Source organism: Sphingomonas sp. Sphisp66, from assembly GCF_047324325.1.
GTDB lineage: Bacteria > Pseudomonadota > Alphaproteobacteria > Sphingomonadales > Sphingomonadaceae > Sphingomonas.
In genome coordinates, this window is sequence record NZ_CP168508.1 from 3,555,914 (window position 1) to 3,574,011 (window position 18,098).

The window sequence follows — 18,098 nt, forward strand, 5'->3', positions numbered from 1 at the left end:
CGGCGACACAGACCGGCGCGGCTCGATATCCAATAGGGGAAGGGCTTGAACGCATGACGATTGTGTACATCGCCATAGCCTGCGGCGTGCTCGCAGTGCTTTATGGCTTGTTGACCAGCCAGCAGGTGCTGAAGGCGCCGGCGGGCAACGAGAAGATGCAGAGCATCGCCGCTGCCATCCAGGAAGGCGCCAAGGCCTATCTCGGCCGGCAATATACCACGATCGGCATCGTCGGCGTGATCGTCGCCGTGGTCGTGTTCTTCACGCTCGGCACGCTGCCGACGATCGGCTTCCTGGCCGGCGCGGTGCTTTCGGGCGTCGCCGGCTATATCGGCATGAACATCTCGGTCCGCGCCAATGTGCGCACCGCCGAGGCCGCCCGCGGATCGCTGCAGGGCGGGCTCACCCTCGCCTTCCGCTCGGGCGCTATCACCGGCATGTTCGTGGCGGGCCTCGGCCTGCTCGCGATCGCCGTGCTGTTCTGGTACCTGACCGGCCCGGCCGGCCTCGAGCCCAATTCGCGCGCGGTGACGCTCGCACTGACCGCGCTGGCGCTCGGCGCCTCGCTGATCTCGATCTTCGCGCGCCTCGGCGGCGGCATCTTCACCAAGGCCGCCGATGTCGGCGCCGACCTGGTCGGCAAGGTCGAGGCGGGCATCCCCGAGGACGATCCCCGCAACCCCGCCGTGATCGCGGACAATGTCGGCGACAATGTCGGCGACTGCGCCGGCATGGCCGCCGACCTGTTCGAGACCTATGTCGTGACGCTCGGCCTCACCATGGTCTCGATCGCGCTGCTGGTGAAGGACCTGGCGTCCGAGCAGCTGCTCAAGCTGATGGCGCTGCCGCTGATCGTCGGCGGCGTGTGCATCATCACCTCGATCATCGGCACCTATATGGTCCGGCTCGGCAAGAGCCAGTCGATCATGGGCGCGCTCTACAAGGGCTTCTGGACCACCGCGATCCTGTCGGTGCCGGCAATCTACCTGGTCACCCAGTACACGCTGGGCGACATGAACGCGACGATCGGCGCGCTGCCGGTCGATCCGACCGCCTTCCTGGAGGCGAACGACCATGTCACTGCCGAGGCGGCGCTCGGCCTCGCCTCGGGCGCGCAGTTCACCGGCATGAGCCTGTTCATCTGCATGATGATCGGCCTGGCGGTGACCGGCCTGCTGGTGTGGATCACCGAATATTACACCGGAACCAACTATCGCCCGGTCAAGTCGATCGCCAAGGCTTCGGTGACCGGCCACGGCACCAACGTCATCCAGGGCCTGGCAATCAGCCTCGAGTCGACCGCGCTGCCGACGCTCGTCATCGTCGTCGCGGTGATCGCGGCGTACCAGATCGCCGGGATCATCGGCGTGGCGTTCGCAGCGACTTCGCTGCTCGCGCTGGCCGGCATGGTCGTCGCGCTCGACGCCTATGGCCCGGTGACCGACAATGCCGGCGGCATCGCCGAGATGGCCGGCCTTGAGGACGAGGTCCGCCACAAGACCGACGCGCTCGACGCAGTGGGCAACACCACCAAGGCGGTGACCAAGGGCTATGCGATCGGCTCCGCCGCGCTCGCCGCTTTGGTGCTGTTCGGTGCCTATACGACCGACCTCAAGGAGTTCTTCCCTGACGTGCCGGTCGATTTCAGCCTGAACAATCCGTACGTCATCGTCGGCCTGCTGCTCGGCGCGCTGCTGCCCTATCTGTTCGGCGCCTTCGGCATGACCGCCGTCGGCCGCGCGGCGGGTTCGGTGGTGGAGGATGTCCGCAACCAGTTCCGCGACGATCCGGGCATCATGGCCGGCACCAGCCGACCCAATTATGCCCGCACGGTGGACATCGTCACCAAGGCGGCGATCAAGGAGATGATCGTTCCGTCGCTGCTGCCGGTGCTCAGCCCGATCGCGATCTACTTCATCATCACCGCGGTCGCCGGCCAGTCGCAAGGCTTCGCGGCAGTCGGCGCGATGCTGCTCGGCGTGATCGTCTCCGGCCTGTTCGTCGCCATCTCGATGACCTCGGGCGGCGGCGCCTGGGACAATGCCAAGAAGTATATCGAGGACGGCAATTACGGCGGCAAGGGATCGGACGCGCACAAGGCGGCCGTGACCGGCGACACCGTTGGCGATCCCTACAAGGACACTGCCGGTCCGGCGGTGAACCCGATGATCAAGATCACCAACATCGTGGCGCTGCTGCTGCTCGCGGCACTGGCGGGCCACGCCGCCGGCTGATCCTTTCGACAGAACCCGATACTGGCCCCGCCCGGAACCTATCCGGGCGGGGCTTTCTATATCTCCGCTTCCGGGTCCGGCTCGTCGGGCCCCATAACGATGCTGCGGCACTGCGCCTTGGGGTCCGCGGCCTTGGCCTTCACCAGCGCCTCGGCCTCGCGGAAACGCTCGATCACCTGTGGCATCACCGACAGGTCGAGCGCGCCACCCCGGATGCGGTCGTGATGGAATTGGCGATCGCGGAACACGATCTCCTCGATCGAGAAGTCCAGGCTCCTGCGATCGCCGGCAAAGGCCTTCAGCTCTTCCCAGCGCAGATGGATCGATGCGCTCCTGAGCCATGGCGGGATGTCGGCAAGGCCGCCCAGCGGCGCGTCATCCCAGCTCCGGCGCAGCGTGAGCAGCCGCGGCCGCTTCATCTTCCGCGTCTCCAGCGCCTCGACCTCGACGGAAAGCAGTGCGGGATCGAACTCGGTGGGTGCAGCCGCCTTGCGCCTCGAACCATATGCCTCGCCGAAGGTCACGTGGAGCGCGATATCGTCCAGGTCGGCGCGCCCGATCTGCGGCCAGCCGAGCAGGCCCGATTGCATCCATGAGATATGCAGGTCGGTGACATTGCCATCTGCATCGACCCGCAGGCTCGCCTCGATGGTTTCCGGGCCGTGCGATCCGGCCTGCCACTGCCAGCGCGGTCGCTTCGGCTCGAGCGGGTGTTTGAACACCGGCGGCGCGCCATATGGGCCCGGCAGGGTGAACTTCACCTCGGCCGAGCATTCATAGGCGATCGGGTCGGGATCCCCCGATACGGCGGCGGTCGGCATGCCGAGGCCCAACAGCAGCGCCGCTCCCATGGCGGTGCGCATGCCCGGCACGATGCCCCTCATTTCGGCTTCGCGCCGACCACGACCCGGCCGATCAGCCGCCCTTCCTTGTCATCGCCCAGCACCTCGATATCGACCGACTCGTCGCTCTGGTTGGGCCGCCCGAAATTGCGGATGATGTGCGCCGTGATCACCGACGGGCCGTTCGGATCGATCCGGTCGCCGGCGAAGACATTGGCGCGGATCGTGTAGGTGCCCCGGGGGGCGCGGCGGATGAAATATTCCTCCGGGCCGTAGCCATTGGTCATGTCGTTGGAGAGGTGGCCGCCGATCGCGGTGCGCGGATGGCTGTAGATCGCCCGCTCGCCATTGGCCTCGTCGACCCACAGGTCGAGGTCGGTCGCGTCGGTGTTCCATTCGGCGATCACCCGGATATCGGCGTCGAGCAGCGCGATCAGCCGCCGGTCGAGATCGGTATCGCCGCCCAGCGCGCGCAGCTTGGGGATCAGCGCATTGGCTTCCATCAGCGCGATCGTCTCGATGCCGGCCCAGGCGTCCGGCCAGGGGGTGAGCGCCACTTCGGAGAGCAGGGCGATCGCCCGCTCCAGATCGGCACGGGCATGCGCCGGCACTGCCTCGGCCCGGCGGGCGAGGGCCAGCGCGAGCAGCCTTTTGGGCTGCGGGCGGGTGGGATCGAGCGCCGCCTCCCGCGCGCGCAGCTCGATCGCGCGATCCCAGGCGCCGTAACGCTCTAGCCGTGCGGCAACTAGGCCGAGCGTCACTTCATTGGCGACCGGCAGGTCGAGCGCAGCGAGCACCATCTCGCGCGCCTCCCCCGCGCGGCCATGGCGCCGCAGCCATTCGGCGGTGTCGAGATAGAAGGCCGGCAGCGTGCCGTGGATCTTCTCCTGCTCGACGAACAACGCGTCGAAGCGGGCGGGCGCGGCATCGAACGCCTTGAGATAGGGCCGCTCGGGCTGCCAGGCGTCGATCTCGATGCGCGGGCCCGAGGTGTCCGGGAATTTGCCGATGTCTTCCGCGATGACCGCGGTGACCGGGCTCGCCGCCGCCTCGCTCGCCGGAGCGCGCTGGCTGGTCACCACGATCGCGTCACTATCGTCCGACGGCATCGGCTCGGGAGTCGGCGTGGGCTCGGGGGCCGGCGCGGACATGGCGGGGGATGGCATTATCTGGCGCTCGTCCCGCTCGCGCTTGGGCCGGGCCATAGGGTCGAACTTGCGCTGCCACCAACTGACCTGCTCGTTCCACAGGCCGACGACCTGTTCGAGCCGTCCCTGCTTAGCTTCCGCCGCTTCCTTGTCGGCGCTTTCCCGCGCCGCGCGATAGCTGGCCAGATCCTCGCCGTCATAGCCCGCCGGAGGTGCTACATCCGCGTTGACATAGTCCTGCGGGGTTTCGAGGACGAGGAAGGACAGGCTCGGGCTCGCCACGCCGTAGCGCCGGCTGAGCGCGACATAGTCGGCGCGGCGCTCGGTGGCGCCCAGAGTCGAGAGCGTGTCCGCCGCGATCAGCGCGCTCTCGCCGGCAAAGTCCGCCGCCTCAGGCACGGCGCGGCGCTGCTCGGCCCCGCCGATCAGCACCCGCACGCCGCCCTGGTCGGGCGCACGCGCGGCGACCAGCCACTGGCCGTTGCTGCTCTCGATCGGCACGAAGGGCAGGCGCCGGCCCTGATCGTCGAGGACCGCGGTGACCGTCGGCACGGTGCGCACCAGCGCCTTCTCCAGCTCGCCGATGTCGTCGCCGAGCCGCCAGGCCCGTCCGCCATGCAACGTCGCGAAATGGCGCAGCCAGGCCATGTCGGCGCTCTTGGAGGCCGTGATCGCATCGACCCGGCAAGGCAGGTCCACCTTCGCATCGCGATCGATCGCCGGCTTGCCATCGGTGAAGAGCAGGCAGCGATCGGCGCGGACCAGGTCGCCGGCAAGGGCTGCGAAGCTGGTCGCGCCGCGATAGCGCACGCCTTCCAGCAGCGCGATCGCGGCATCGGCGCTCGCGACCTTGCGGCGATCGGCCCCGCCCGAATTGAAAGTGACGATCTCGATCTCGCGCGGCCTCAGCCCCGCGAGCACCCGGCGCAACAGCGCCAGTTCGTCCTTGTGGTCGCCGAGCCGCGAGCGCGAGCGGTCCCAATAGATGCGCACGCGCTCGGCGGCGTCCTGCACACCCGCGGGCACCGTGCCCGAGAGCTGGACGAAGCGCTCGCCCAGCGCGTTGCGGCTGGCCAACGCCTCGGGCAGTGCCGGGCGGCCGAGGATCAGCGGCCCGTTCAGCGCGCGCTTGCCCTCCTCGCGCGCGACGAAGGCAGTGCCCTCGCGCGTCATCGCGATCGGCTCGCGACCCGGCCAGGTCAGGCTGGGCGCGGCACCCACTCCCTCGGCCCGCACGCTGATCGACCAGCCCTCGGGCGGCGCCGCAAGGTCGAGCGGCAGGACATAGACGTCCTCGCCGCGATGCGCGTTGAACAAGGGCGCGACATAGCGCAGCCGGATCGTGCGGCTGCCCTTGGCAGGGATCGGGAAGACGCGGGTGTGGAACACGCCGTCGGGCTCGACCTCGGCAAGGCCCGGATCGATCCGGCCGCGCACCGCGGCCTCGTACACCGCCTTGGCCCGGCCGCGATCGACCAGCACGCCGTCGAGCAGCCTGCCCTTGATGTCGAGCGCATAGCCGGTGACCACCGCGTCGGCCGGCAGCGCCAGACGGAAATCGCCTTCGAGCGGCTCCTTGCCGCCATTTGCGAACTTCGCGGTCACCACGGTCTCGGCAATGCCGCCGCGCAGCGTGACGGCGATGTCGAGCCGGCTCAGCGCAATGTCGCGGGCATGCGCTTCGTCGCGCACCCCGTTGGCGAGTGCGGTGAGGCTCGGACTTCCCTTGGGCGGCGCGGTCTGCGCCGACAGGGCGACCGGCGCCAGAAGACACAACAAGCCCAAAGCCCAGCGCACGATCATCCGTCCCACCTCCGGATTATGTAACTATGTATCATGCCGTAGAAATCAGCCGATTGGAAGAAGTATCTCGCAGCGCCGCGCTGGCAAAACCGGGCAGTTGCACCCATATCGGGGCGATAGCGGCGTGCGACTGCGCGCGCCGCGCCTCAACTCCTTCCCTTTTGCCGCGCACCGGAGTAAAGGCACCGCCACTTTCCGCGCGCGCTAATCCCATGAGGTAATTTTTGGCCAAAGAAGAACTGCTTGAAATGCGGGGTCAGGTCGTTGAGCTTCTGCCCAACGCCATGTTCCGTGTCCGGCTCGAGAATGATCACGAGATCCTCGGCCACACCGCCGGCAAGATGCGCAAGAACCGCATCCGCGTGCTGGTCGGCGACGAAGTGCTCGTCGAGCTCACGCCTTACGACCTGACCAAGGGCCGTATCACCTACCGCTTCAAATAAGCGGTCCGCTACGTGCGGCTCGTACTTGCCTCCACATCGCCGCGTCGGCTCGATCTGCTCAGGCGGATCGGCGCCGAGCCTGCGCGCGTCGCTGCTCCGGACGTGGACGAGGATGTCCGCCCGGGCGAGAGCCCGCGTGCCTATGTGCTGCGCGTCGCGATCGCCAAGGCGCATGCCGTCGAACGCGCCGCGGACGAGATCGTCCTGGCCGGTGACACCACCATCGCGGTCGGCAAGCGCATCCTGGGCAAGCCAGAGGATGAGGCGGACCTGCGCCGCATGCTCGGCCTGCTCTCCGGCCGGCGCCACCATTGCCTGTCGGCGATCTGCCTGATCGGCACCGACGGCAAGGCGCGCACCCGCATCTCCGACACCGTGGTCGCCTTCAAGCGGCTGACTGATGCCGAGATCGACTGGTATGTCGCCAGCGGAGAAGGCATGGGCAAGGCGGGCGGCTATGCCATCCAGGGCAAGGCCGAGGCGTTCGTCCGCTATCTCGCCGGCAGCCATTCGGGCGTGGTCGGCCTGCCCGTGTTCGAGACGCGCGCGCTGCTAGAGAGCGCCGGCCTTTCCCTTGGCTGAGTGGCTCTACGAGGCCGGGATCGGCGAGAACCGCGCCGCCCTGGTCTCGCGCGGCAGCATCTGGAAGGCCCGGATCGAGCTTGAAGGCACGCACCCGCGCGTCGACGCGGTGCTCGAGGCCCGGCTGGTCGACAAGGCCGCCAAGCTGATCGCGCTCGACGGCGGCGGCGAAGCACTGTGCGACCATATCCCCAAGGCGGTCACCCAGGGCGCGAAGCTGCGCGTGAAGATCACCCGCGAGGCGATCCCCGAGCCCGGCCGCGCCAAGCTGCCCAAGGCAGTGCCGAGCGAGGAGCCGCTTAGCGACGGCCCGACCTTGCTCGAGCGGATTACTGCCACCGGCCTGCCCGTCCGCACGCTTCGCGCGCACGAGCCCGATGCGCTGGAAGAGGCCGGCTGGTCCGAAGTCCTCGATGAGGCGATCACCGGCGAGATCGCATTCGCCGGCGGCGCGCTGCGCCTCTCCCCTACCCCCGCGATGGCGCTGTTCGATGTCGATGGCAACGGACCGCTCGACACGCTGGCGGTTGCGGCGGCGCACGCCGTGGCGCGGGCGATCGAGCGCTACGGCATCGCCGGCTCGATCGGCATCGACTTCCCCACCCTAAGCGGCAAGGGCGCGCGCAATGCCGTGGCCGAGGCGATCGACGCCGCCCTGCCCCAGCCCTTCGAGCGGACCGCAGTGAACGGCTTCGGCTTCCTCCAGATCGTACGGCGGCGCCTGCGCCCCTCGCTGCCCGAATTGCTGCGCGCCGACCCGGCCGGCGCCGAGACGCGCGCGGAGCTGCGCCGGATCGAGCGGCTTCCCCCGCCGCCGCCGACTACCCATATGGTTACCAGGAACATCGCGCGCCGCCTCGCCCAGCAACCCAGCTGGACCGCGGAGCTGGCGCGGCGAATCGGCGGCGTGACCGAATTCACGTCTGCTAAGGACTGAAAATGACGAAGAACCAGGGCTGCCCCGTGTGCGGGCAGGCGATCGATCCGGCGCACAAGCCCTTCTGCAGCCGCGGCTGCAAGGACCGCGACCTGCTGCAATGGCTGGGGGAAGGCTATCGCATTCCCGGCGAGGCAGTTGATCCTCATGCACATTCAGGGGTGGACAGCCCCGATTCGCGAGACTAAGAGGCCCGCTCCCCGGCACTCGCCGGGCGTGCCCGGGTAGCTCAGTTGGTAGAGCATGCGACTGAAAATCGCAGTGTCGGCGGTTCGACTCCGTCCCCGGGCACCACTTTCCAGACAGCGATGAACTGAAGCGGCGGGGTACGGCTCTTCGCGTCCCCAAGCCGTTGGCGGAGCGACCATCGAGACCGCCCCGCCCTTCCGGCTCAAACCAGCTCGGCGAGCACCGAGCGGTCGAAGCCCTTCAGGCTGCCGGTATCGCCGGTGCGGATCTTCTCGACCCAGTTCGGGTCGCTGATCAGCGCGCGGCCGACGGCGATCAGGTCGAACTCGTCGCGCTCCATCCGCGCGACCAGCTTCTCGATCCCCGTGCCGGTCGAGGCCTCGCCGCCGAACGCCGCGATGAACTCGCCCGACAGGCCGACCGAGCCGACGCTGATCGTCGCGGCGCCGGTGAGCTTCTTGGCCCAGCCCGCGAAGTTCAGCCCCTCCTCGCCGTCGATCTCTGGGAACTCAGGCTCCCAGAAGCGGCGCTGCGAGCAATGGAGGATGTCGACGCCGGCCTCGACCAGCGGCTGCAGCCAGTCTTCCATCAGCTGCGGCGTCTCGGCGAGGCGCGCGGCGAAGTCCTGCTGCTTCCACTGGCTGACGCGCAGCGCGAGCGGATAGTCGGGACCCACCGCCGCACGGACCGCCGCGATCACCTCGCCGGCGAAGCGCGCGCGCTCGCGGATCGAGGCGCCGCCATAGCGATCGGCACGCTCGTTGGTACCCGACCAGAAGAACTGGTCGATCAGATAGCCATGCGCGCCGTGCAGCTCGACCAGGTCGAAGCCGAGGCGCCTGGCGTCGGCGGCGGCGCGGGCGAAGGCGGCGACGGTGTCGGCGATCGCTTCCTCGCTCATCACCTCGCCGCGCGGCGTGCCCGGGCCGAGCAGGCCCGACGGGCTCTCGACCGGGCTGTCCGGTTCCCAGCCGCCCTGGCTGCGGGTCGAGCCGGTGTGCCAGATCTGCGGGCCCATCTTGCCGCCGGCGCCGTGCACCGCGTCGATCACGCCCTGCCACCCGGCCAGCGCCTGCTCGCCATGGAAGAAGGGGATGCCGGCTTCGTTGCGCGACGCCGGGCGGTCGATCACCGTGCCCTCGGACAGGATCAGGCCGACGCCGCCTTCGGCCCGGCGGCGATAATAGGCCGCATTCGGCGCGCCGGGGATGCCTTCGGGCGCGAAGCTGCGGGTCATGGGGGCCATGACGATACGGTTCTCGAGGCGCAGGCTGCCAAGTTCGAAGGGGCGGAACAGGGTATCGCTGTCAGGCATGGGGCATGAAATCCATGTTGGTTGGACGAGACTAGGTATATCATGTAAACCTGGGCGCAAGAACGCACCTGCATGCGCCCAGGTATATCGGAGGATACTTTGCCCATTTGCGATCCCGCCCGTTTCTCGGCCGAATGCCCGAGCCGGAAGCTGCTCGACCAGATCGCCGACAAATGGTCGATGATGGTGCTGGCGGTGCTGGACGGCGGGCCGCTGCGGTTCAACGCGATCAAGCGGCTGCTGGAAGGCGTGACCCAGAAGGCGCTGACCCAGTGCCTGCGCCGGCTGGAGCGCAACGGGATCATCCTGCGTCGGGTGCTGCCGCTGTCGCCGGTGGCGGTGGAATATGAGATCACCCCGCTCGGCCGCTCGCTCCAGGGGCCGTTCAAGGCGCTGCACGTCTGGACGTTCGAGCATCTCGCGGTGGTCGAGGAAGCCCGCCAGGCGTTTGACGCTCGGGCTGCGGCGTAGGGATTAAAATTCCCCTCCCTGCAAGGGAGGGGCAAGGGGTGGGTTAGAAAAGGTCGGGCTCGATGCCCGGCCTTTTCTGTTTTCCGCTGGCCGACTGGCTGGGCTCCCCGGCCTTCGCCGGGGTCGCAACCCACCCCCGACCCCTCCCTTGCAGGGAGGGGAGAAGGAAGGGCGCCCCTCTACCCCAGCTTCGGCCTCCTGCAGAACGGCACCAGCACCAACGCGGCGAGGAACAGGAAGGCCATGATCCGGAACACGTCGTTGAACGCCAGCGTCATCGCCTCGCGCTGGACCAGCCGGCCCGCCACGCCCTGCGCCATCAGCAACGCCTCGGCACTGTCGGGCGTGTAGCTGCGGGCATAGGCGGCGAGATTGTCGATCAGTTCGCCGCCGGTGCGGCCCGCGACCCCCAGCGCCTCGCCCAGGCGCAGCATGTGGAGCCGGGCATTGTCCTGCAGCCAGGTGTTGACCAGAGCGATGCCGATCGCTCCACCCAGGTTGCGCATCAGGTTGAACAGGCCCGAGGCGTAGCGCAGCTCCGGCCCCTCGAACCCGGCCAGCGCCAGGTTCACGCTCGGCACGATGCACAGCATGATCGCGAAGCTGCGCACCGCCTGCGGCCAGAGCAAGGCGTGGAAACCCCATTCGGGCGTCATGAAGCTGAACAGCCATAGTCCGGCGGCGAACAGGCTGAGCCCGAAGGTGATCATGATCCGCGGATCGAGGCGTTGCGACAGTCCTGCTGCGACCGGCACGCCGAGCATCTGGACCACGCCGGCGATGAACACGGTCGTGCCGATCTCCGCCGCGTTGTAGCCGCGCACCGTGCCGAGGAAGACGGGGACGAGATAGGTCGCCGAATAGATGCCGAAGCCGATCACCAGGTTGAACACGCAGGCGAAGACGAAGGTCGGCTTGCGGAAGGGCGACAGGTTGACGATCGGGTTCTCGGAGCGGAACGAGCGCTCGAGGAACAGCAGCAGCGCGACGAAGCTCAGCCAGGCGCCGGTGGCGATGGCGTGGTCCTGAAACCAGTCGTTGCGCGGCCCTTCCTCCAGCACATATTCGAGCCCGCCGAGGAACACTGCCATGGCGGCGAGGTGCATCCAGTCGATCCGCCGCAGCATCGCCAGGTTGGGCAGGTCGACGCGGATGAACAGGATGGCGAGCACGGTGACCACGGCGCCGGGCAGGATGTTGACGTAGAAGATCCAGCGCCACCCCGCCGCATCGGTGATCCAGCCGCCGAGCGTGGGCCCCAATGTCGGCGCCAGCACCGAGACCATGCCGAGGATCGCCGGGATCATCGCGCGTTGCTTGCCGGTGAACATCGCAAAGCCGGTGGCGAACACCGTCGGCACCATTGCCCCGCCGACGAACCCCTGGAGGGCGCGGAAGGCGATCATCGATTCGATGCTCCACGCCAGCCCGCACAGCGCGCTCGCCAGGGTGAACAGTCCGGCGGAGAGCGCGAACAGCCAGCGGGTCGACAGCGCCTGGGCGAGGAAGGCGGCGAAGGGGATCATCACCAGCTCGGCCATCAGATAGGCGGTCTGCACCCAGCTGATCTCGTCCGAGCTCGCCGACAGCCCGGCGCGGACTTCGTTGAGCGAGGCGGCGACGATCTGGATGTCGATCAGCGCCATGAACTGGCCGAACGCCATCACCCCGAAGATCAGGAACTTGCGGCTGTCGGGCAGCGCCTGGGGATCGATCGTCTGCGCCATCCGGACCTCTTGAACGCGTGTGGCGATGATTATATGATAAGCATAATATAAAACAAGGATGCGCCATGCGCTACGATGCCGAGCACCGCGGGAAGACGCGGGAGAAGATCCTGAAGGAAGCCGCCACCGCGATCCGCGCCAGGGGACCGGAGGGTGTGGGCGTGGCGGCGCTGATGAAGCAGGCCGGGCTGACCCATGGCGGCTTCTATGCGCACTTCGGTTCGAAGGACGCGCTGGTCGCCGAGGCGATCGGAGTGATGTTCGAGGAGGCGCGCAACCGCTTCGACTGGACGCTGGCCGAGGCCGATCCGCGCGCGGCGCTCGACAAATATGTCGGTTTCTACCTCTCGCCGGTCCACCGTGACGCGCGCGGGCGCGGCTGCCCCATAGCGGCGCTTTCGGGCGACATGGCGCGGCTAGAACCCGCGGCCCGCGAGCGCTTCGCCAAGGGCAGCACCGCGCTCGCGCAGCGGCTGGGCGAGGCGCTTGCGCGACATGGCATCGCCAACGCTCCCGCGGCCGGCCGCTCGATGCTGGCCGAGCTGGTCGGCGCGCTGCTGCTCTCGCGCACCGTCACCGATGCGGCCGAATCCGACGCGATCCTCGCCGATTCCGCCGCCGCGATCCGCGCGCGCTACGGACTGGAGGCCGCACAATGACCGGGCTGGCACAGGTGCAGGCGCTGCTCGCCGCAGGCAAGCAGCCGCCGATCGGCGAGACGCTCGCCTTCGCGCTGGTCGAGGTCGCCAGCGGCCATGCGGTGTTCGAGGGCGTGCCCGACCGGCGCGCCTACAACCCGCTCGGCACGATCCATGGCGGCTATGCCGCGACCCTGCTCGATTCGGCCTGCGGCATCGCCACCCACAGCGCGCTGGCCGAGGGGCAGAGCTACACCACGCTCGAGCTCAAGATCGCCTATCACCGCGCGATGACCGAGAATACCGGCCCGGTCCGCGCGACCGGCACGGTGGTCTCGATCGGCCGGCGCGTCGCCTTTGCCGAGGCGAAGCTCACCGACGCCGAGGGCCGGCTGCTCGCCTCCGCCACCTCCACCCTGCTGGTGATCAGCCAATGAGCGAGCAGGCCGAAGCCCGGAAACCGCGCAAGCTGCCCAGGGCCGCCCTGGCCGGCGGCGTCGCCATGCTGCTCGCCGCCGGCGGCGCGCTGTGGATCGCCAGCCCGGCGTCGAGCGAGACCACCGACAACGCCTATCTGCGCGCCGACAGCACGATCGTCTCGGCGCGGATCGGCGGGCAGATCGCCGAGCTCCTGGTCCGCGACAACCAGGAAGTGAAGGCGGGCGACCCGCTGGTGCGGATCGAGGACCGCGAGTTCGCCGCCCGGCTCGACGCCGCGCGCGCCGCGGTGCGCGACGCCGATGCCGCGGTCGCCGCCGCGCTCGCCGCGATCAAGTCGCACGGCGCCGAGACAAGGCTGGCGGGCGCGGACGTGGCGGTGGTGCGGACCGCGATCGCCTCGACCGCGGCCGAGCTCCAGCGCGCCGAGGCCGACGATGCCCGCTACCAGGCGCTGCTCGCCCAGGGCTTCGCCACCCGCCGCGACGCCGAGCGCATCCATGCGGCGCTGCTCGACGCGCGGGCCAAGGCGCGCCAGAGCGGCGCCAGCCTCGCCGCCTCGCAGGACAAGGCGGGGGTGACGATCGCGCAGAAGGACAGCCTGCTCGCCGCGCTGGAGAGCGCCCGGGCCGGCGCCGAGCGTGCCCGCGCCGCACTGCGCCTCGCCGAGCAGGATGAGAGCTACACTTTGGTCCGCGCGCCGGTGGGCGGCGTGGTCGGCAATCGCCGCGCCCAGCCGGGCGACTTCGTCCAGCCGGGCACGCGGCTGCTGACGCTGGTGCCCAGCCGCCAGCTCTATGTCGTCGCCAATTTCAAGGAGACCCAGACCGCGCGCATGCTCGCCGGCCAGCCGGCCAGGGTGCATGTCGATGCGCTGGGCGACGCGGTGCTGACCGGCCATGTCGAGAGCTTCGCACCGGGCTCGGGATCGGAATTCACTCTGCTGCCGTTCGAGCCGGGATCGGGCAATTTCACCAAGATCGTCCAGCGCGTGCCGGTGCGCATCGCGCTCGATGCCAATCAGCCGGCGCTGTCCCGGCTGCGGCCCGGCCTGTCGACCACGGTGACGGTGCGGCTCGCGCGCTAGGCCGCGAGCCGCCGCCGTTCCTAGTGCGCCGCCCCGGGGCCGACCGCCCGGGTCGGGCGCGGGGTCAGCCAGATGATCATCGCCGCGGCGACGAAGACGATCGCCGAGAGCAGGAAGATGTGGCTGGTCGCCAGCGCGAACGCCTCCTTGTCGACCAGCTGGGCGATGGTCGCGCGCGCCTGGTCGAGCGAGAAGCCCTGCGCCGCCAGCGCATTCACCGTCCCGTCGCTGTTGAGCTTCGAGGCGAGTTCGCTGCGCGCCACCCGGGCGCTGTCGTCCCAGGCGGTGGTCGCGATCGAGGTGCCGATCGCACCCGCCATCGTCCGCAGGAAGCTCATCACGCCCGCCGCCGACGCCGTCTCCTCCGGCCGCACCGAACCCAGCGCGAGCGTGGTCAGCGGGATGAAGAAGAAGGGCATGCCGATGCCCTGGAGCATCTGCGGGAAGGCGAGGCTCCAGAAATCCGCCTGGCTGTTCCAGTGGACGCGGAGCAGCGAGGTGAAGCCGAGCCACAGGATGCCGAAGCAGACCAGCGCGCGCGGATCGGCCTTGGTGCTGAGCTTGGCGACGATCGGCGACATGATCACCGCCGCCACGCCGGTGAAGGCGGTGGCATAGCCGGCATAGGTCGCGGTGTAGCCCATGCTGGTCTGCAGCCATTGCGGGATGATCACCGCCGAGGCGAAGAAGGTCGCGAAGGCGAAGGACAGGGATGCCACCGCCACGGTGAAGCCCCGGTGGCGGAACACGCGCAGGTCGACGATCGGCTGGTCCTCGGTCCCTTCCCAGGCGAGGAACACCAGGAAGCCGATCAGCGCGATCACGCCCAGCATCACGATGGTGCCGTCGTTGAACCAGTCATGCTCGCGGCCGAGATCGAGCATGATCTGCAGCGCGCCGATCCACAGCAGCATCAGCATCAGCCCGACCCGGTCGACGCGCAGCTGGCTCGTCGGGGTCTCGACCTTCGACAGCAGGCGCATCGCACCGAACGCGCAGAGCGCGGCGACCGGGATGTTGATGAAGAAGATCCAGTGCCACGACCAGCTGTCCGAGATGGTGCCGCCGAGGATCGGGCCGAGGATCGGCGCGACGACGGTGGTCATCGCCCAGACGCCCATCGCCTGGGCACGCTGCTGGGGCGGGAAGATGCGCATCAGCAGCGTCTGGCTGAGCGGCATCAGCGGGCCGCCGCACAGGCCCTGACCGATCCGGCAGGCGACGAGCATGCCGAGCGAGCTCGACAGGCCGCACAGCACCGAGAAGACGCCGAAGCCGATCATCCCGAAGGTGAAGGTGCGCACCGTGCCGAAGCGGCCGGCGAGCCAGCCGGTCAGCGGCACGCACACCGCTTCCGCCACCGCATAGGAAGTGATGATCCACGTCCCCTGGCTGCCCGAGATGCCCAGGCTGCCGGCGATGTGCGGCACGGAGACGTTGGCGATGGTGGTGTCGAGCACCACCATGAAGTTGGTCAGCGCGAGCACCACGCCCGCCAGGATCAGCGACACGCCTTTCAGCGGCGCCATTTCCTCGGCCTTGCCGTTCATGGCCTGGGTCCTCAGTTCTTCGAGACGTCGATCTCGGCGTCCATGGAAAGGCCGACGCGCAGCGGATGCGCGGCGAGTTCCTTCGGGTCGAGCGCGACGCGCACCGGCAGGCGCTGGACCACCTTGATCCAGTTGCCGGTGGCGTTCTGTGCCGGGATCAGCGCGAAGGACGAGCCGGTGCCGCCCGACAGGCCGACGACCTTGCCGTGATACTCCACGCCGCCGCCATAGAGGTCGGACTTGAGCGTCACCGGCTGGCCGACCTTCACCTTGGTCAGCTGGCCTTCCTTGAAGTTCGCGTCGACATAGAGCTGGCCGACGGGGACGATCAGCATCAGCTGCGCGCCCGGGGCGACGCGCTGGCCGACCTGGACCGCGCGGCGGGTGACGACGCCGTCGACCGGCGCGCGGATCACGGTGCGCGTCAGGTCGAGCCGGGCCTGATCGACCCTGGCCTGGGCGGCGAGGACTTCGGGCGCCGAATTGGCGGTGGTGCCGCTGATCAGCGCGTTGTTAGCGGCCAGCTCGCCGCTGGCAGCGCCGCGGGTCGAGTTGGCCTGGGCGACGCCGGCGCGTGCCAGCTCCAGATTGGCCCTGGCCGAGGAGAAGGCGTTGGTCGCCGAAGTGAGCTCCTCACCCGACACCGCGCCATTGGGGGCGAGGCGCTGGCGTCGGGCGAGGTCCACCCGCGCCTTCTCGTAATCCGCCTCGGCGGCGACGAGCTGGGCGCGGGCTCGGGAAATATCGGCGCCGCGGGCCTGGACCTGCGCGGCGAGCGCCGCGCTGGTGGCCGAGGTCTGGCCGTACTGGCGGCGGGCCTTGGCGAGATCCGCCTCGGCCTGGGCGAGCGCGATCCGCGCGTCGCTGTCGTCGAGCTGGACGAGGATGTCGCCCTTCTTCACCACCTGGGTGTCGGACACTGCGACGCCGGCCACCTGCGCGGCGACCATCGGAGTCACGCTGGCGGTGTCGGCGCCGACATAGGCGTTGTCGGTGCTGATATAATGGCTGCCGACCAAGGCGTACCAGCCGCCATAGCCGACGCCCGCGACCAGCACCGCGCCGGCGATGCCGGTCAGCAGGCGCCTGCGCAGGCTCGGCTTGGCCGGGGCCTCCGGAGCAGCGGCTTCGGGCGCGGCGTTCGCGACATGGAGATTGGGTTCGGCGTCAGCCATGGGTCGAGTCCTTGGAAGCGGCGTTCGCTGCCGCGGTGTTGGTGGAAAAGCCGCCGCCGAGCGCGCGGACCAGCTGGACGTCGAGCGTGAAGGCCCGCGCCTGGAGGTCGGCGACGATCTGGCGGTTCTGCAGCACGCTCTGCTCGGCGGTCAGCACGTCGAGGAAGGTCGACAGACCGCCCTCGTAGCGCTGGCGGGCGATCGAATAGGCGGCTTCCGAGTCGCTCAGCGCCTGGCGGCTCTCGGAAAGGCGGGTGACCAGCGCGTTCTTGCTGGTCACCGCATCGGCGACTTCGCGATAGGCGGTGGTGACGGTCGAATCATAGGTGGCGACCGCTTCGTCGAACCCAGCGCGCGCGCCCTTGTACTGGCCGGCAAGCGCGCCGCCGCGGAAGATCGGCAGGCTGACGGCGGGGCCGACCGAGCCATAGGTCGATCCGCTCTTGAACAGATTGCCGATGCCGAACGACTGGAAGCCGATCAGCGCGCTGAGGTTGACCGAGGGGTAGAAGTCGGCGCGTGCCACCTTGATCCGGCTGGCGGCGGCCTCGACCCGGGCGCGGGCGGCAGCGATGTCAGGGCGGCGACCGATCAGGTCGGTGGTGACGCCGGCCGGAAGCCCGTGGGTCTCGGCCGGGCCGGTCGGCAGCGCGATGGTCAGGCCGCGGTCCGGACCCTTGCCGAGCAGCGCGGCGATCCGGTTGCGGGTCAGACCGATCGCCTCGTCGGTCGCGGCGAGATCGGCGCGGGCGGCGGGGACGGCGGCATCGGCCTGCTTCAATTCGGCCCGGGTATCGAGGCCGTTGGTGACCCGGTCGCTGACCAGCTTCTGCGTCTGGCTGCGCAGCTCCAGCGCCTTGGCCTGCACTTCGCGCTGCGCGGCGAGGCGTGCGAGATCGGCATAGGCGCTGGCGATGTTGGTCGAAAGGACGAGGCGCGACTGGTCGAGCTCGATCCGCGCGGCCTCGGCATCCGAAGTGGCGGCGGCGAGCGAGGCGCGGTTCTTGCCCCACAGGTCGAGATCGAAGCTGAGATTGGCATCGACATGGCCGCTGTCGTTCCAGCCCTTTGGCACGAAGGCCGGCGGAATGCCGTTGTTATAGCTTTGCTTGCCCTCGGTCGCGCCGGCCTGGACGCCGACCGACGGCAGCAGCGCCGCGCCCGCCTGCTGGGCATAGCCCTGGGCCGAGCGGAGCCGCGCGGCGGCGGCGGCGAGATCGGGCGAGTCGGCCAGGCCTTCGGCGATCAGGCCGCTGAGCTGGGGATCGCCATAGGCGCTCCACCAGTCGTTCGCGGGCCAGTTCGAGGCATCGGCCCTGGCAGCCAGCGACTGGTCGGCGGCATAGGCCGTCGCCGCGCGCACTTCGGGGCGGGCGCCGAGGTTCGGCACCGGTGCGCAAGCGGAAAGAAGCGCGGTCCCGGCGGTCGCAGTGAACAGCAACGGGCGAAGAGAGAATCGGATCATGATTTAAATACCGTACTGTCTGGTACGGCGCCGCAAATGGGCGCGACCTGCCAT

At 69.2% G+C, this 18,098-nt stretch carries 16 protein-coding genes and 1 tRNA gene; 10 read left to right on the top strand and 7 right to left on the bottom strand.

Translation table 11 applies throughout. From position 1 onward, the window contains the following. Window positions 1-53: 53 nt before the first annotated feature. A complete protein-coding gene (locus ACEN8G_RS16040; RefSeq protein WP_413416804.1) occupies window positions 54-2,234 on the top strand; it encodes a sodium-translocating pyrophosphatase in 2,181 nt (726 codons plus the stop codon). A gap of 56 nt (window positions 2,235-2,290) precedes the next feature. Here the strand turns inward: ACEN8G_RS16040 and ACEN8G_RS16045 are convergent, their stop codons facing one another. After that, entirely contained in the window at window positions 2,291-3,118 is an 828-nt protein-coding gene (locus ACEN8G_RS16045; RefSeq protein WP_413416806.1) for a hypothetical protein, read from the bottom strand. Next, complete coding sequence (locus ACEN8G_RS16050) at window positions 3,115-6,003, bottom strand: VIT domain-containing protein (protein WP_413416808.1); 2,889 nt, start codon at window positions 6,001-6,003, stop codon at window positions 3,115-3,117. Before ACEN8G_RS16050 ends, ACEN8G_RS16045 begins: the two co-directional genes overlap by 4 nt. 248 nt (window positions 6,004-6,251) lie before the next feature. Between ACEN8G_RS16050 and infA the strand changes: the two genes are divergently transcribed. From infA to ACEN8G_RS16075, 5 genes are all read left to right on the top strand, one after another. Continuing rightward, a complete protein-coding gene (gene infA, locus ACEN8G_RS16055; protein ID WP_003049127.1) occupies window positions 6,252-6,470 on the top strand; it encodes a translation initiation factor IF-1 in 219 nt (72 codons plus the stop codon). A gap of 12 nt (window positions 6,471-6,482) precedes the next feature. Next, the gene (locus ACEN8G_RS16060; protein WP_413416811.1) at window positions 6,483-7,052 is read left to right on the top strand and encodes a Maf family protein; all 570 of its coding nucleotides are present in this window, start codon (window positions 6,483-6,485) and stop codon (window positions 7,050-7,052) included. Next, complete coding sequence (locus ACEN8G_RS16065) at window positions 7,045-7,989, top strand: ribonuclease (protein ID WP_413416813.1); 945 nt, start codon at window positions 7,045-7,047, stop codon at window positions 7,987-7,989. The genes ACEN8G_RS16060 and ACEN8G_RS16065 overlap by 8 nt, the downstream gene beginning before the upstream one ends. Window positions 7,990-7,991: 2 nt before the next feature. Beyond that, a complete protein-coding gene (locus ACEN8G_RS16070; RefSeq protein ID WP_413416815.1) occupies window positions 7,992-8,177 on the top strand; it encodes a DNA gyrase inhibitor YacG in 186 nt (61 codons plus the stop codon). Between the two features lie 30 nt (window positions 8,178-8,207). After that, window positions 8,208-8,283: transfer RNA gene (locus tag ACEN8G_RS16075), tRNA-Phe, on the top strand. 97 nt (window positions 8,284-8,380) lie between these two features. Here ACEN8G_RS16075 and ACEN8G_RS16080 read toward each other — a convergent pair. Beyond that, on the bottom strand, window positions 8,381-9,493 hold the full coding sequence (locus tag ACEN8G_RS16080) for an NADH:flavin oxidoreductase (RefSeq protein ID WP_413416817.1): 1,113 nt from the start codon (window positions 9,491-9,493) through the stop codon (window positions 8,381-8,383). 72 nt (window positions 9,494-9,565) lie between these two features. Here ACEN8G_RS16080 and ACEN8G_RS16085 point away from each other — a divergent pair, with 72 nt between their 5' ends. Continuing rightward, window positions 9,566-9,964 (top strand): winged helix-turn-helix transcriptional regulator, encoded by a 399-nt coding sequence (locus ACEN8G_RS16085; protein ID WP_413416819.1) that lies wholly within the window; start codon window positions 9,566-9,568, stop codon window positions 9,962-9,964. 179 nt (window positions 9,965-10,143) lie between these two features. Here the strand turns inward: ACEN8G_RS16085 and ACEN8G_RS16090 are convergent, their stop codons facing one another. After that, window positions 10,144-11,691 (bottom strand): DHA2 family efflux MFS transporter permease subunit, encoded by a 1,548-nt coding sequence (locus ACEN8G_RS16090; protein WP_413417446.1) that lies wholly within the window; start codon window positions 11,689-11,691, stop codon window positions 10,144-10,146. 65 nt (window positions 11,692-11,756) lie between these two features. Here ACEN8G_RS16090 and ACEN8G_RS16095 point away from each other — a divergent pair, with 65 nt between their 5' ends. Genes ACEN8G_RS16095 through ACEN8G_RS16105 form a run of 3 tightly spaced genes read left to right on the top strand, consistent with a single transcriptional unit; the run spans window position 11,757 to window position 13,854 of the window. Further along, the gene (locus ACEN8G_RS16095; protein ID WP_413417444.1) at window positions 11,757-12,350 is read left to right on the top strand and encodes a TetR/AcrR family transcriptional regulator; all 594 of its coding nucleotides are present in this window, start codon (window positions 11,757-11,759) and stop codon (window positions 12,348-12,350) included. After that, window positions 12,347-12,766, top strand: coding sequence for a PaaI family thioesterase (locus ACEN8G_RS16100; protein ID WP_413417442.1), 420 nt, complete (start codon window positions 12,347-12,349; stop codon window positions 12,764-12,766). Before ACEN8G_RS16095 ends, ACEN8G_RS16100 begins: the two co-directional genes overlap by 4 nt. Next, on the top strand, window positions 12,763-13,854 hold the full coding sequence (locus tag ACEN8G_RS16105) for an HlyD family secretion protein (protein ID WP_413417440.1): 1,092 nt from the start codon (window positions 12,763-12,765) through the stop codon (window positions 13,852-13,854). The genes ACEN8G_RS16100 and ACEN8G_RS16105 overlap by 4 nt, the downstream gene beginning before the upstream one ends. 20 nt (window positions 13,855-13,874) lie before the next feature. Here ACEN8G_RS16105 and ACEN8G_RS16110 read toward each other — a convergent pair whose 3' ends face one another. Genes ACEN8G_RS16110 through ACEN8G_RS16120 form a run of 3 tightly spaced genes read right to left on the bottom strand, consistent with a single transcriptional unit; the run spans window position 13,875 to window position 18,044 of the window. Continuing rightward, complete coding sequence (locus tag ACEN8G_RS16110) at window positions 13,875-15,404, bottom strand: DHA2 family efflux MFS transporter permease subunit (RefSeq protein ID WP_413417438.1); 1,530 nt, start codon at window positions 15,402-15,404, stop codon at window positions 13,875-13,877. An 11-nt stretch (window positions 15,405-15,415) separates the two neighbouring features. Further along, a complete protein-coding gene (locus tag ACEN8G_RS16115; RefSeq protein ID WP_413417436.1) occupies window positions 15,416-16,579 on the bottom strand; it encodes an HlyD family efflux transporter periplasmic adaptor subunit in 1,164 nt (387 codons plus the stop codon). Next, window positions 16,572-18,044 (bottom strand): efflux transporter outer membrane subunit, encoded by a 1,473-nt coding sequence (locus ACEN8G_RS16120; RefSeq protein WP_413417434.1) that lies wholly within the window; start codon window positions 18,042-18,044, stop codon window positions 16,572-16,574. The genes ACEN8G_RS16115 and ACEN8G_RS16120 overlap by 8 nt, the downstream gene beginning before the upstream one ends. Window positions 18,045-18,098: the final 54 nt, after the last annotated feature.

What these genes read in the sequence shown, in the direction of transcription:
- ACEN8G_RS16105 (WP_413417440.1), top strand. Translation starts at nt 12,763, where the DNA reads ATGAGCGAGCAGGCCGAAGCCCGGAAACCGCGCAAGCTGCCCAGGGCC.
- ACEN8G_RS16080 (WP_413416817.1), bottom strand. Translation starts at nt 9,493, where the DNA reads ATGCCTGACAGCGATACCCTGTTCCGCCCCTTCGAACTTGGCAGCCTG.
- ACEN8G_RS16070 (WP_413416815.1), top strand. Translation starts at nt 7,992, where the DNA reads ATGACGAAGAACCAGGGCTGCCCCGTGTGCGGGCAGGCGATCGATCCG.
- ACEN8G_RS16110 (WP_413417438.1), bottom strand. Translation starts at nt 15,404, where the DNA reads ATGAACGGCAAGGCCGAGGAAATGGCGCCGCTGAAAGGCGTGTCGCTG.
- ACEN8G_RS16045 (WP_413416806.1), bottom strand. Translation starts at nt 3,118, where the DNA reads ATGAGGGGCATCGTGCCGGGCATGCGCACCGCCATGGGAGCGGCGCTG.
- ACEN8G_RS16095 (WP_413417444.1), top strand. Translation starts at nt 11,757, where the DNA reads ATGCGCTACGATGCCGAGCACCGCGGGAAGACGCGGGAGAAGATCCTG.
- ACEN8G_RS16115 (WP_413417436.1), bottom strand. Translation starts at nt 16,579, where the DNA reads ATGGCTGACGCCGAACCCAATCTCCATGTCGCGAACGCCGCGCCCGAA.
- ACEN8G_RS16120 (WP_413417434.1), bottom strand. Translation starts at nt 18,044, where the DNA reads ATGATCCGATTCTCTCTTCGCCCGTTGCTGTTCACTGCGACCGCCGGG.
- ACEN8G_RS16100 (WP_413417442.1), top strand. Translation starts at nt 12,347, where the DNA reads ATGACCGGGCTGGCACAGGTGCAGGCGCTGCTCGCCGCAGGCAAGCAG.
- ACEN8G_RS16090 (WP_413417446.1), bottom strand. Translation starts at nt 11,691, where the DNA reads ATGGCGCAGACGATCGATCCCCAGGCGCTGCCCGACAGCCGCAAGTTC.
- ACEN8G_RS16040 (WP_413416804.1), top strand. Translation starts at nt 54, where the DNA reads ATGACGATTGTGTACATCGCCATAGCCTGCGGCGTGCTCGCAGTGCTT.
- ACEN8G_RS16085 (WP_413416819.1), top strand. Translation starts at nt 9,566, where the DNA reads ATGCGCCCAGGTATATCGGAGGATACTTTGCCCATTTGCGATCCCGCC.